Annotated in this window: 12 protein-coding genes; 11 read left to right on the top strand and 1 reads right to left on the bottom strand. The window is 62.7% G+C overall.

Annotation, left to right across the window (positions count from 1 at the left end; translation table 11 throughout):
• Nucleotides 1-125: 125 nt before the first annotated feature.
• From AC1DIO_RS20895 to AC1DIO_RS20860, 8 genes are all read left to right on the top strand, one after another.
• Nucleotides 126-2996 carry an ATP-binding protein gene (locus AC1DIO_RS20895; RefSeq protein WP_476770003.1) on the top strand — a complete coding sequence of 957 codons (2871 nt, stop codon included), beginning with the start codon at nt 126-128 and terminating at the stop codon, nt 2994-2996.
• Nucleotides 2997-3136: 140 nt separating this feature from the next.
• On the top strand, nt 3137-4135 hold the full coding sequence (locus tag AC1DIO_RS20890) for a zinc-dependent alcohol dehydrogenase family protein (protein ID WP_476770002.1): 999 nt from the start codon (nt 3137-3139) through the stop codon (nt 4133-4135).
• 36 nt (nt 4136-4171) lie between these two features.
• Nucleotides 4172-4471 (top strand): tautomerase family protein, encoded by a 300-nt coding sequence (locus tag AC1DIO_RS20885; protein ID WP_476770001.1) that lies wholly within the window; start codon nt 4172-4174, stop codon nt 4469-4471.
• A gap of 267 nt (nt 4472-4738) precedes the next feature.
• The gene (locus AC1DIO_RS20880) at nt 4739-5563 is read left to right on the top strand and encodes an alpha/beta fold hydrolase (protein WP_476770000.1); all 825 of its coding nucleotides are present in this window, start codon (nt 4739-4741) and stop codon (nt 5561-5563) included.
• A 105-nt stretch (nt 5564-5668) separates the two neighbouring features.
• Nucleotides 5669-6634, top strand: coding sequence for an MBL fold metallo-hydrolase (locus AC1DIO_RS20875; RefSeq protein ID WP_476769999.1), 966 nt, complete (start codon nt 5669-5671; stop codon nt 6632-6634).
• 26 nt (nt 6635-6660) lie between these two features.
• The gene (locus AC1DIO_RS20870; protein WP_476770007.1) at nt 6661-7098 is read left to right on the top strand and encodes a DsrE family protein; all 438 of its coding nucleotides are present in this window, start codon (nt 6661-6663) and stop codon (nt 7096-7098) included.
• A gap of 133 nt (nt 7099-7231) precedes the next feature.
• Nucleotides 7232-8323, top strand: coding sequence for a Gfo/Idh/MocA family protein (locus tag AC1DIO_RS20865; RefSeq protein ID WP_476854022.1), 1092 nt, complete (start codon nt 7232-7234; stop codon nt 8321-8323).
• A 65-nt stretch (nt 8324-8388) separates the two neighbouring features.
• The gene (locus AC1DIO_RS20860; protein ID WP_476769997.1) at nt 8389-9303 is read left to right on the top strand and encodes an SDR family NAD(P)-dependent oxidoreductase; all 915 of its coding nucleotides are present in this window, start codon (nt 8389-8391) and stop codon (nt 9301-9303) included.
• A gap of 168 nt (nt 9304-9471) precedes the next feature.
• On the opposite strand, the gene AC1DIO_RS20855 is transcribed toward AC1DIO_RS20860, so the two are convergent.
• Nucleotides 9472-10464 (bottom strand): LysR substrate-binding domain-containing protein, encoded by a 993-nt coding sequence (locus AC1DIO_RS20855; protein WP_476833666.1) that lies wholly within the window; start codon nt 10462-10464, stop codon nt 9472-9474.
• Between the two features lie 240 nt (nt 10465-10704).
• Between AC1DIO_RS20855 and AC1DIO_RS20850 the strand changes: the two genes are divergently transcribed.
• Genes AC1DIO_RS20850 through AC1DIO_RS20840 form a run of 3 tightly spaced genes read left to right on the top strand, consistent with a single transcriptional unit; the run spans nt 10705 to nt 13525 of the window.
• Nucleotides 10705-11001, top strand: a complete 297-nt coding sequence (locus AC1DIO_RS20850) for a (2Fe-2S)-binding protein (RefSeq protein ID WP_476770101.1) — start codon at nt 10705-10707, stop codon at nt 10999-11001.
• The gene (locus AC1DIO_RS20845) at nt 10998-12398 is read left to right on the top strand and encodes an FAD-dependent oxidoreductase (protein WP_476770102.1); all 1401 of its coding nucleotides are present in this window, start codon (nt 10998-11000) and stop codon (nt 12396-12398) included. The genes AC1DIO_RS20850 and AC1DIO_RS20845 overlap by 4 nt, the downstream gene beginning before the upstream one ends.
• A complete protein-coding gene (locus AC1DIO_RS20840; RefSeq protein ID WP_476854021.1) occupies nt 12395-13525 on the top strand; it encodes an NAD(P)/FAD-dependent oxidoreductase in 1131 nt (376 codons plus the stop codon). Before AC1DIO_RS20845 ends, AC1DIO_RS20840 begins: the two co-directional genes overlap by 4 nt.
• Nucleotides 13526-13537 lie beyond the last annotated feature (12 nt).

Below are 13537 nucleotides of genomic sequence, written 5' to 3'. Positions count from 1 at the left end.
TCCGAGGGGCAGCGCTCGACGAGACGGATAGCCTCCGCAAAAAGGAGAGTGAGACCTCGGCTTACATATTGCTTGACCGCTCAGATAGTCGAATACTTCGACAGCAGCCGGAGCTATGTCGCTGAATGGACGAGGCACCATTTCTCGCGAGGCCCCCGCGCGGCGGAACTCTCACATTCGGTCCGTTTTGCCTCCGTCCTGATCAACACCGTCTGTTTCAACATAGTGAACCATTACAGGTCGGAAGCCGAGCCCTTGAGATTCTGATCGCCTTGACCGAGCGCGTCGGGGAGGTCGTCACCAAGGATGAATTGCTGGCGCGCGCCTGGCCGAAAGCCACCGTCGAAGAGTCGAACCTCAGGGCTCAGGTAGCTCTGCTTCGGCGAACCCTCGGCGATAACCAGGCCGGCGCGCGCTATATCGCTGCGGTTCCGGGGCGCGGCTACCGGTTCGTGGCTCCAATCTCATCCTCCGATGTCTCCGGTGAGGCTGGGGCAACAGGCGCCCGAAACAATCTCCCGCGACAACTGACGCAGCCGATCGGGCGTGCCGAGGCGATCAAGGCCGTTCGAGGCCGCTTTCAAAGATCCCGTCTGACAACGGTCGTGGGACCGGGCGGCATCGGCAAGACCACACTCTGTCTCGCCGTCGCTGAACAACTCCTTTTGTCATATGAGCATGGCGTCTGCTTTCTTGACTTGGCTCCGCTCGCGAACGCCCAGCTGGTGCCAAGCGTGTTGGCGGCTGCACTCGGTCTTGCCGACGGTGCTTCCGACCCGCTTCCTGGTGTGATCGCGCTTCTGCGTAAGCGGCGGATGCTGCTGATTTTCGACAGCTGCGAGCTGGTTCTTGATGCATCGGCCCGGTTGGCAGAAACACTTCTCAAGGAAGCTCCAGGACTCCACGTCCTCGCCACCAGCCGAGAGGCTTTGCGGGCTGAGGGCGAAAGCGTTTACCGGCTCGCTCCCCTCGAGATGCCCGCCGTGTCTGCTGGATTGACCGCCGCGGACGCACTGACTTTCCCGGCCGTCCAGCTGTTTGTCGATCGCGCGACGTCACGCGGCAGTGGGTTCGAGCTCGACGACAATGAGGCGCCCGTCGTCGCTGACATTTGTCGCCAGCTTGATGGGATTGCTTTGGCAATTGAGCTTGCGGCKGGCCGTGTCGAGGCGTTCGGCACGCGAGGAATCGCAGAACTCCTCGACGACCGCTTCCGACTGTTGACTGGCGGTCGACGTACTGCTCTCCCGAGGCACCAGACGCTCGCTGCTACACTCGATTGGAGTTACGAGGCGCTGTCGGCGCCGGAGCAGGCGGTCCTGCGTCGCCTCGCCGTGTTTGCTGGCGAGTTCACGCTTGAGGCCGTGATCGCCATCATGAGCGGTGCCGGCGACCCGGCCACCGACATCCGCGATCATCTGGCAAATTTGATCTCCAAGTCTCTGGTCGCAGCGGAAGCCCACGGGAAAGTCGCACGCTACCGGTTGCTCGACACAACCCGTGCCTACGCGCTGGCTAAACTTTCACAACGAGGCGAGCTCAGTGGCGCCGTGCGGGGAGTGGCCGACTATCTGTGCGCTGTCCTGAAGCACGCGCATGGCGAAGTCGAAACACTGCCTGGTGATGAGTGGCTCAGCCGGTACGGCCGCCACATCAACAATGTGCGCATGGTTCTCGATTGGGCTTATTCGCCCCAGGGCGATCCGGAGGTCGGCCTCGCTGTAACCGTGGCCGCCATCCCTCTTTGGTATCAGCTGTCATCGGTCGACGAATGCCTGAACGGCGTTCAGCGCGCATTGTCGGGCATCGGTCCCGGAGCAGCCCGGGATGCGCAGGCGCGCCAAGTCATGCAGCTTTACCGAGCGCTCGGCCTGTCACAAGCTTTCAAGATTGGCTTCGCGCCGCAGGCGCCGGCCGCATTCGCTAAGGCATTGGAGATGGCCGAAGACCTCGCCGATGTTGAGGCTCAGTCAGAGGCCCTCTGGGGTTTGTGGCTCTGTCAGGTCGGCATGGGTGAGTACGGAACGTCACTTGAACTCGCACAACGGTTCATGTCGCTCGCCGAAAGCAGCCTCGATCGCTTCATCGGTGATCGGATGCTCAGCATGACGCTGTTTTCGATGGGGGATTGTCGGGGCGCTCGCAATCATGCCGATCGCATGCTTGCTCACGATGTCTCCGCCGCCGGAACCAGCCCAACCAGTTCGGTACGCTTTCGATTCGGACAATCAGTGGCTGCCCGCGTACAGCCGGCTCAACTCCTCTGGATGCAGGGATTCCCTGATCAGGCAGTGGAGGCTGTCCAACATGCAACTGATGCTGCGCGGGCAACCGGCCACGCAATTTCGCTGTGTGATGCCCTATCACGTTGGGCATGTCCCGTCTGGGTTCATGTCGGGGATCTGGCTGCTGCGGACGTTGCGATCACAACCTTGCTCGACCAGGCGGCAACAAATGCGCTTGGCCCATGGGAGGTGTTCGGCCGCTGCTGGAAGGGCACGCTCTTGATCAAGCAGGGCCTTCTCGACCGCGGAATTCCGCTTCTCCGGACCGCGCTGGGCGAACTTCAACAGGGGAGATTGTTCACTCTCTATAACGTCAGATTTTCCGGCTTCCTAGCCGAAGCGCTAGCACTCTCGGGACAAGTGGCTGAGGGCCGGGCGCTCGTCGAAGCCGCAATCCTGCGGAGCGAGGAAAAAGAGGAGCTTTGGTGCGTTGCCGAGCTTTTGCGCGTCATGGGCGAGATTCTGTTGCAGGAAGGCGCCGGCGCAGCTTTGGTCGAGCCGTGTTTCCTTGAATCCATCAAGCGGGCGCAACAGCAGGACGCTCTGTCGTGGGAGCTTCGAGCCAGCATGAGCCTTGCTCGTTTTCTGCGTGGCCGCGGGGAGATCGTTCAGGCGCATCGGTCGTTGGCGACGGTGTACCGCCGGTTCGGCGAAGGCTTTGAGACGGCTGATCTGCGAGCCGCGAAGTCTCTTCTGGCCGAATTGTCCTGACCTGACCAACAGCGCTTGTGCGCCGCGCTGGCGCGGCCACACAAGAATTCACGAGAATTCACTGGCTGCCGGTTGGTCCTTTGGTCATCGTCTGTGTGCCGCCAGGTAAGCGGCAAATGTCCTCACAGAGGCGTCAGACGATGACCACGGCAGCCGCAATGGATGCACTCGTCCTCAACGGAACCAATGCGCCTTTTACTCGGGCGAGCATCGCTCGCCCGGAGCCAGCGCCAGGCCAGGTCCTGGTTCGCGTCAAGGCGAGCGGCGTGAACCCGCTCGATCTCAAAATCAGGAGCGGAAACGCGGCGCACGCGAAACACCCCTTTCCCGCGATCCTGGGAATGGATCTCGCCGGCACTGTCGAGGCGCTCGGGACCGGCGTCACCGGCTTCGTCGTCGGAGACGAGGTGTACGGGCTGACCGGAGGCGTCGGGGGCCTTCAAGGATCGCTGGCGCAGTTTGCTGCGGTCGATGCCAGCCTTCTTGCGCCGAAGCCCGTCAATCTCAGCATGCGCGAGGCTGCCGCGCTCCCCCTGGTGTTCATCACGGCGTGGGAAGGTCTGGTCGACCGAGCCCAGGTCCAGGCCCGGCAGCGGGTTCTGGTTCAGGGCGCCGGCGGCGTTGGGCTGATGGCGATCCAGATCGCCCGGGCCTTCGGTGCCGAGGTGTTCGCGGTCGATAAGGCCTCGAAGGGAGGGGCTATCGAGGAATTGGGCGCCACGGCGATCGACCGCGAGCAGACGACTCCTCAGGAGTATGTCGACGATCACAGCAGCGGCCGTGGTTTCGACGTGGTCTACGATACCGTGGGGGGCATAGCCCTAGATGCCTCATTCACCGCAGTTCGCCGCTTCGGCCATGTGGTGAGCTGCCTCGGATGGGGCACTCACTCGCTCGCTCCACTGTCGTTCCGCGCCGCGAGCTATTCGGGCGTCTTCACCCTGTTGCCGATGCTGACGGGTCAAGGTCGTGAGCACCATGGCGAGATCATGCGCGAGGCAACGAAGCTGGCAGAGTACGGGAAGGTGAAACCCTTCGTCGATCCACGCAGGTTTGAATTCGACGCAGTGGCCGACGCCCACCGCGAGGTCGAAAATCGCAGCGCCAACGGCAAGATCGTCGTCGATATCGCCGACTAACGCGAACTCCAACTCACCTTTTCCAGGAGCGATGTCATGCCCTTCGTCAACGTCAAGCTGGTCGACGGCGTCTTCACACCCGAAGAGAAGCACGCAATGGCCAAGGCCCTCACCGACGTCATGGTCCAATTCGAGGGATCGGAGGCGTTCCGCGAGGTCGTATGGGTGCTGATCGAAGAGTTGCATACCGATGGCTGGCATATCGGCGGAAGGCCGTTCGAGGGGCCGAAGTCGCTGATGGACACGCTCGGCAAATCCAAGGCCGTCTACGAGACGATTAACGGCAGGCCGACCACCCGGAGTGAGTTGGCCGCCGCCGCGCCCGTCCGAGCCTGATCGGTTCGCTGACTGCTGACCATTGAACGCCTGCCGACCGGTGGCGCAGCGGAATTGCGTGGCTGCATGCAAGTGCAACCGGCAGCGAGAGGAGAGATGGCGATGACGACATCAAATCCGTCACCTGCGTGGGGCGCCTCACGGCGCGATGTCCTGGTGACCGCGGCGAGTGCAGCGGCCGCAGCCGGGCTTCCCAGCGCGGCGCAGGCCCAAATCGCAAAGCCAGACCGGACGAACAATCTTTCCAGCGAACGAGGGAAGCATCCGATGAACACGATCACGACCAAGGACGGCGCGCAGATCTTCTTCAAGGATTGGGGGTCGGGACAGCCGATCGTCTTCCATCACGGTTGGCCGCTCAGCGGTGACGACTGGGACAATCAGATGCTGTTTTTCCTAGGCAAGGGCTTCCGGGTCATCGCCCACGACCGGCGAGGTCATGGTCGCTCCTCGCAGACCGCGACGGGCAACGACATGGACACCTATGCGGCGGATGTCGGAGAGCTGGCAGCCGCGCTCGACCTGCGCGATGCGATCCACATCGGTCATTCAACCGGCGGCGGCGAAGTCACGCGCTACGTTGCCCGCCATGGCAGGGGGCGGGTCGCCAAGGCCGTGCTCATCAGCGCAATCCCGCCGGTCATGGTGAAATCGGATCGCAACCCGAACGGCACGCCAATCGCTGTCTTCGATGATCTGCGTGCCCAGCTCGCTGCCAACCGGGCCCAGTTCTACCTCGATGTACCCAGCGGACCCTTCTACGGCTTCAATCGCAAGGGCGCGAAGGTATCTGAAGGCCTGATCCGAAATTGGTGGCGCCAGGGCATGATGGGCGGCGCCAACGCGCATTACGACTGCATCAAGGTATTCTCGGAAACCGATTTCACCGAAGACCTCAAGCAGATCGACGTGCCGGTCCTCGTCATGCATGGCGACGACGATCAGATCGTGCCGATCACGGACTCCGCCCAACTGTCGGTCAAGCTGCTCAAGAACGGAACGCTCAAAGTCTACAAGGGCTTTCCGCACGGCATGTTCAGCACGCATTCCGACGAGATCAATCGGGACTTGCTCGCCTTCATCAAGGCGTAGCAACCGTAGCTTGGACGCAGACGGCTTCGGCCCATCAGCGCCCTCCCTCAGCCTTTACCCACCAACGCGCCAGCCTCGGGCTGCGCGCCCGAGGAAGGTATTGTCATGACCCAGGAATTCAGGCTTTCGCGCCGCGGATTTTGCCTGTGCTGCATCGGCGCGGGCACAATCACGGCCACCGATGGCTGGCTGAGCCCAAGGCACGCCTTCGCCAAGGCCCAGGGCATCGTCGACATGATCCGCGCCGAAGCCGCGAAGGCGCCTATCGCCGTCCACAAGCTACGTGGCGATGTGGCCGTGCTGGAAGGATCGGGAGGAAACATCGCTGTACTGACCGGGCCCGACGGGAAGGTGCTCGTCGACGCTGGCATTACGGCGTCCCGGCCGCGGATCATCGAGGCTCTCGACGCACTCGGCCGCCAGCCCGTGAAGCACCTGATCAACACGCACTGGCATTTCGACCATGCGGACGGCAATGAATGGCTCAACAAGGAAGGAGCGGCGATCCTCGCCCACGACAATGCACGCAAACACCTCATGGCAGCGCAGAGGGTCGAGGATTGGGATTTCAACTTCCCACCCTCGCCCCCAGGCGCATTGCCGGCCGAAACCATCTCCGACGAGAAGTCCATCCGGCTGAACAACGCGACGCTGCTCCTCAAGCACCGCCCGAACGCCCACACGGACGGTGACATCACGGTGAGCTTCGCAGAAGCGGATATCATCCACGCTGGCGATATCTACTGGAACGGAATCTACCCGTTCATCGACTACTCGACCGGAGGAAGCATTGACGGCACGATCCGCGCGATCGAGGCAATCCTGTCTGGCATAAGCGACCAGACGATCGTTATTCCGGGTCATGGGCAACCCGTGAGCAACAAGGCGGAGCTCCAGAACTACCACGACATGCTCGTTGGCATTCGCGCGAATGTCGCCAAGCTGAAACGTGACGGTCGCTCTCTGGACGAGATTGTCGCAGCCAAGCCGACGGCTCAGTTTGATGAGAAATGGGGCCAGTTCGTCATCGGCCCTGCCTTCTTCACCAAGCTCGTTCACGAGGGCGTGTGACGGCTTTTTCCGAACGGTGTGTCCCCATGTCCAAAACCGAACATGCCATAGTCATCGATATCCCGGTCACGCTGCAGAACGTAAAGTCGGTGCACAGCATTGGCGGGCTTGCGTTCGAAGGCGATCTCCCAGCGTCGCTGTTTCATCTTGATCTGATCACCGGCGACATCAGCGATTGGAATGCCCAGTCCGAGGTCATTGCGGTCTTCCATACCAACGCCGGGCACGCGACGCTGAACGACCGGGCCTATAATGCCGCTCGAAACATCAAGACCGGCAACCCGTATCAGGGCCTGATCGCCGATTTGATGAAGCGCGGGGTGAACATTGAACTCTGCGGCGCAACCGCCAAAGCGAACGGCTGGGGCAATATGGATTTGCTGCCGGATGTGAAGATCAACCTCGACGCGATGGCGAGAACGATTCAGCTCGTTCAGCAGGGTTTCGTGAAGATCACCGAATAACTTGGCGCGAGTAGCCGGCCGCTGCTCAGCCGTTTTGCTTCGAGCTCGACGCTGGTTCGAGATGACGTGCCATTGTCTGCGGAGCATCGGTCGGCTTCGGGATCTGCCGCGTCACCGACGTAGGGAGTGCGACATGTTCGGCAACCCAATCAAGGTCGGAATCATAGGCGTCCATCCCGACAAGGGCTGGGCGACGACCGCGCACATCCCGGCGCTGAAGGGGCTTTCAGATTTCCGCCTTACAGCGATTAGCCACAGCAATCTCGATATCGCGACCGCAGCCGCCGGTAAATTCGGCGTTCCTTTTGCAATGGGAACGACAGAGGAATTGGTTGCCTCTCCTGACGTCGACTTGGTCGTCATCGCGGTCAAAGTCACTCGGCACAAGGACCTTGTTACCAAAGCGATCGCGGCGAAGAAGGCCGTGTTCTCCGAATGGCCTCTCGGGATGGACCTCTCTGACGCCGTTGCGATGCGTGACTTTGCTCGATCCAAAGGCGTCGCAACCACAATAGGCCTGCAGACACGTGCTGCGCCGCCTTTCGCCTATGCGCGCGATCTCATTCGGGACGGGTATCTGGGCGAAGTTCTTTCAGCCACGCAGATCGGCTCCGGCATCGTCTGGGGAGAAGCGATGAGCAGCAGCTTTGCTTACACGCTCGATCGGACAGCCGGCGCGGCGATGCTGAACGTACCTTTCGCTCACTCGATCGACGCGCTGCTTCATGCGCTGGATAGCCGCTTCGACAAAGTGGCCGGAACTCTCATCACCCGTCGCCGGACTATCCGCCTCGAGGAGACTGGAGCTGAGCTGCCCATGACGGTCCCTGACCAGGTGATGGTGAGCGGCCAACTGGCGAATGGCGTGGCGGTCACTGCGCATTTCCGCGGCGGCCTCTCGCGGGGCACCAATTTTCACGTCGAGATCAATGGCACAAAAGGCGATCTGATTATCACGAGCCCCGTCGGATATGTTGGTTTGGGCGGCTTCAACCTGATGGGAGCAAGCGKGGGCGGACCATTGGAGGAGCTGGATATTCCGGCGAATTACAGAGCCGACCGCTTTGGCGAGGGCCCACAGCAGATTCTCGCTCTCTCATACCAGCGTCTCGCATCTGACTTGCTGAAGGGAACGCAGCTCAGACCGACATTCGACGACGCCGTGGAGCTTCACCGCCTGATCGAGACGATCGAGCACAGCCAGGGGTCGTCCCGCCGCCCCTAAAGGCGGACGGATGGGCGCCGTCGCTCGACTAGCGGACGCCCAACGAGGCACCGAAGGGATGCAAAATGAGTCTCATCACCACGCCCTTTGGCTTCAGCACAACTGCAGAGCAGGTCCTTTCAGGCATCGATCTGAGCGGCAAGCGCGCACTGGTGACAGGTGCTTCCTCGGGAATCGGAGTGGAAACCGCTCGAACGCTCGCCGCCGCTGGCGCCGAGGTCACCCTGGCCGTGCGCAGGATCGATGCAGGAGAGACCACGGCTGCCGAAATCCGCGCGGCGTCTAACGACGCCTCCGTCCTGGTTAGGCAGCTCGATTTGTCCGATCAGCGAAGTGTTCGCCGATTTGTTGCCGATTGGGACGGTGCGCTGCACATTCTGGTCAACAATGCTGGCATCATGGCGTTGCCAACCCTCGAACGCACTCCCGAAGGATGGGAGATGCAGTTTGCCACTAATTTCCTCGGGCATTTCACACTCGCAATCGGATTGCAGCGCGCGCTTGCGGCTGCGGGCGGCGCCCGGATCGTTTCGGTGAGCTCAAGCGGGAACCTCATCGCACCTGTCATCTTTGATGATCTAAATTTTGATTTTCTGCCCTACGATCCGCTCGTCGCTTACGGACAGTCCAAGACGGCATGTGCCCTTCTGGCAGTAGAGGCAACACGACGTTGGTCGAGCGATGGCATCTTTGCTAACGCGCTAAACCCAGGAGCGATCGCCACCAATCTCCAGAAGCATACGGGTGGCCTCAAAACACCTCCCGAGCGTCGGAAGTCGCCGCGGCAAGGCGCGGCAACCTCCGTGCTTCTCGCAGCGTCTCCATTGCTGCAGGGGGTCGGCGGGCGCTATTTCGAGGATTGCAATGAGGCCACGACAGTGTCACGCCGCCCCGCTGATTTCACCGGCGTTGCCCGCTATGCACTCGACAGCGGAAACGCAGAGCGCCTTTGGGACACATCGCTCAGGCTGATTTCCTAGTCGAAGGCGGCGCTGAACTTCCTGCCGGCTCGGATCGGGACACGTCGGCCGTGTGCCGGGTCTATGGAGTGCTTCGGTGCGTGCCGGCGTGCGTTGGCAATCCAAGGCCGCAGCGTTGGTCCGCTTTCGGGCAAAGAGCCAGAGTCCGGTTGTGGCGCGATTGACACGTTAGTTTTTCCTGCTGCTCCGACGTCGGCCCATAGCTTGCTGTCTGCCGAGGGGCAACGCCGCGGGGCCGGCGCAGCTCCAGCTTTTTGAGAGATCATCGACAAAACGCGTGGCCATTGTTTTCGCCTCACTCGCGAATTCGGAGATGAGCTGGGGGTTTCTCGCATCGCGCCCAAAGCAGACCAGGAAATCCAGCGGCATGATGGGCTCGAACGGCCGTACGACCACTTGTTTTTCGACCCCTGCGATAAAGAGGGGGTGAACAAGAGATACGCCCAGGCCGGCCGCGACGAATTGGCAAAGTGTCGAGTTTGAATCGGCGGTCAAGACTATGTTTGATCTGACATTATATTTGTCGAACATCGTGGAAACCTTTTGTCCCGTATAGGTCTCCGTGTTGAAGGCGACGAACGGAACACCGTTCAGATCGTCCGGCCGGACGGTTTTGCGATCGGCGAGCGGATGGCCGACCGGCATGATGCACAGCAACGGGTGTTCGAAGAGCGGTTCTGTGACGATGAAGGGATTCTCGACGCGTGCGGTGACGATCCCGATGTCCAGAACGCGTGTCAGGACATATTCGGGGATCCATTGGGAGCTGGGCGATTTGATCCAGCAATAGACGTTCGGATTGCGCTTGAGGAAGTTCATCGTGGTGCGCTGGATGTAAGCGCCGCTGAGCGCAGGGATCACGCCCACGACCAGGCGTCCCTGATCCTCGCGCTTGATCAATCCGATCGCGCTTTCGACCTGGCGCACGCCGACGAAGATCCGGGCGACCTCTTCGTGCAGGCGCAAGCCCTGGGCCGTGGGCACCAGGCGGCCCTTGTAGCGATCGAAGAGCTTGAGGCCGTTGTCCTTCTCCAACTGCATCAGGAGCTTACTCGCGGCCGGCTGCGAGATGTAGAGCGCCTCGGCCGCGCGGCTGACTGTGCCGTGCTCGATCAGGGCCTTGAAGATTTCGATCTGTCTCAGATTGAGCGCGCGCGGCATGCTATAACTCTAGGAATAGAGTGCGGTCATTTTTCTATTGGACATAATAGTATGCAGCTTCCTACCGTCGTCAACACGGAGGGACCATCATGCATTGCCCAAGGCCGATGAAGCATTTCGAGATGCCAAGGCAGGGAACGCAGCGCGCGCCGACGGCCTGTTCCCGCAGCGGATCATCGCCTTTGGCGGCCGCCCGCTAAGAGCCACGGTCTTACGTCGAAACGTCCAGAAGGCACTCTCATGTTCAGGAAGCTGGATCAGGAAGCCGGCGGTTTGCTGACGGTCTATGTCGACGGGCATCCCGTCACTGCCGGCGCCGATGAAAGCGTTGCAGCCGTGCTTCTGCGGCAGGCATCGTTCTGGTCGCGGACGACCCCGGTGTCGGGTGCGCGGCGGGCCCCCTACTGCATGATGGGCGTGTGCTTCGATTGCCTTGCGGTGGTCGACGGCGTGTCGTCGGTTCAGACCTGCCTCGCGCAGGTTCGCGACGGCATGCGGATCGAGCGTCAGCACGGCCGGCCCGATGTGACGCCATGAGCCGGCGTGCCGATCTCCTGATCGTCGGAGCCGGCCCGGCTGGAATGTCGGCGGCCATCATCGCGAAGCAGCACGGTCTGCAGGTGCTCGTCGTCGACGAGCAACCCTCGCCGGGAGGGCAGATCTGGCGGAACATCGAGCATGTTGCCGGGACCCCGCGGGCCGGACTTCTCGGCAAGGCCTATGCCGAGGGCGCGGCCGTGGTCGGCCGGTTTCGCGCGAGCGGCGTCGATTACGAACCGGAGACGCAGGTCTGGCACGTCGAGGCGGGAATGCGGGCGTTCCTGAGGCGTGGCGGCGCCGCCAGCTCCGTCGAGGCTGACTGGTTGCTATTGGCGACGGGGGCACAGGAACGCCCGGCGCCGTTTCCCGGGTGGACGCTGCCGGGCGTGATGACGGTCGGCGCGGCCCAGATTGTCCTGAAGTCTTCGGGCCAGATTCCCGACGAGCCGGCCTGGATCGTTGGCTCCGGCCCCCTGCCGCTCCTGTATGCTGTCCAGCTGTTGCAGGCGGGCGGAACGATCGCCGGTTTCCTGGATACCACGCCACCCAGGCGGGCCGCAGAAACCATGGCGACGTTGCCGGCGGCTCTGTTCGGCGCGCCGGGCGACCTTCTGAAGGGCCTGGCCTGGATCGCGCGGTTGCGGCGGCAGGTTCCCTATGTCCGGCATGTCGCCGAGATCGAGGCGATCGGCGAGCAGGCGCTCGAACGCATCCGCTATGTCACGACCGATGGCCGTGCCGCGACCGCGCGGGCGGGGCTTCTCCTCGTCCATGAAGGCCTCGTCCCAACGATTCATCCGACCCTCGCACTCGGTTGCCGGCATGCCTGGAACAGTGACCAGGACAGTTTTGCGCCGGAACTCGACGGCTGGGGGGAGACATCGGAGCGGAATGTTTTCGTCGCAGGGGATGGGGCCGGTATCGGTGGTGCCAGGGCCGCATGCCTGCGGGGCGAACTCGCTGCACTGCAGATTGCGGCCAAGGCCGGCCGGCTGTCAGAGGCAAAAGCCGAAAGCCTCGCGAAGCCGATCCGCTCCCGGCTGGTGCGGGCGCTTGCCTCGCGTGCGTTCCTCGATCGCTATTTCCGCCCGCGACCAGCAGTCTTCATTCCGCCCGACCAGACGATCGCCTGCCGCTGCGAGGAGGTCCGCGTCGCGTCGATCCGGGATCAGGTCAGCGCGAACCGTCCCGGGCCGAACCAGGTCAAGGCCTTCACGCGCGCCGGCATGGGCCCCTGCCAAGGTCGCCAATGCAGCTACACGGTTGCCCATGTCCTCGCCGCGGCGGAAGGCCGAAGCGTGCCCGATGTGGGGCTCTACAGGGCCCGTCCGCCGCTCAAGCCCGTTACATTGGGTGAACTCGCGGCGCTCGACACGATGGATTCCGGGGCATGAGCGGGAAGGTCATCGACACGCTCGTCATCGGTGGCGGGCTTCACGGCCTGTCAGCCGCGTTGCATCTGGCGCGCGCCGGTCGCCGCGTCACGATCCTCGAAAGATCGTGGGTCGGACGCCACGCGTCCGGAGCGACAGCGGCAGGTGTCCGCACGCTCAATCGCGATCCCGCTGAGATCCCGATTTCCCTCGAAGCCATGGAGATGTGGCACGGCATTGAAGGGATCGTCGGGGACGGCTGCGGTTTCCATTCCCATGGCCAGCTCAACATCGCCGAGCATGTGAGCCATCTGCCCAAGCTCGAGAGCCGTCTCGCCCAGATGCGGGAGGCCGGATACGCGCACGAGGAACTGATCGACCGCGCCGAGCTCCTGAAGCTCGTGCCGGCGATCTCACCGCATTGCGTGGGGGCATTGATCGCACGGCGCGACGGTGCCGCGGACCCGCACCGGACCTTGCAGGCGTTCCGGCGCAGCGCGGAAGCCGCGGGCGTGGCGATTCACGAGGGCGTTGGCGTCGATGCGATCGAACAGACCGGGGCCGATTGGCGACTGCGCACGCATGCCGGCGATTTCGTTGCCCCGACGGTGATCAACGCCGCGGGCGCCTGGGCGGGTAAGATCGCCGCAATGCTGGGCGACGACATTCCGCTGGGGCTCAAGGCCTCGATGATGATCGTGACGGAGCGCGTTGCGCCGCTGCTCAAACCCGTCGTCAGTGTGGTCGGGCGGCCGCTCTCGTTCAAGCAGTCGGACCAGGGAACGCTCGTCATTGGCGGCGGCCTGCAGGGCCGGGCGGATATCGAGGTTCAGAAAAGCCACGTCGATTTCCAGAAGCTCTCCAAGGGCGCTCGCGCCGCGACGGATCTGTTCCCCTCGATCAGCGCGCTGCKCATCGTACGGACCTGGGCCGGCATGGAGGCCACGACGAAGGATCATCTGCCGGTGATCTGCGCCTCTCCGAACGCGAAGGGTGCGTTTCACGCGTTCGGCTTCTCGGGGCACGGATTTCAGCTCGTGCCGGTGGTCGGCGCGATCATGGCCGATCTCGTCATCCACGGCACGACGCGGCGATCGATCGAAGGCTTCGGCGCCACGCGGCTCATGCAGCAGCGGGCGGCGGCGTGATGCCGGACAACC

The sequence above is a fragment of the Allobosea sp. 05T439 genome (assembly GCF_056396005.1).
Note: the sequence above shows the minus strand (reverse complement) of the source record. Positions and strands in the feature narration are given on the sequence as shown.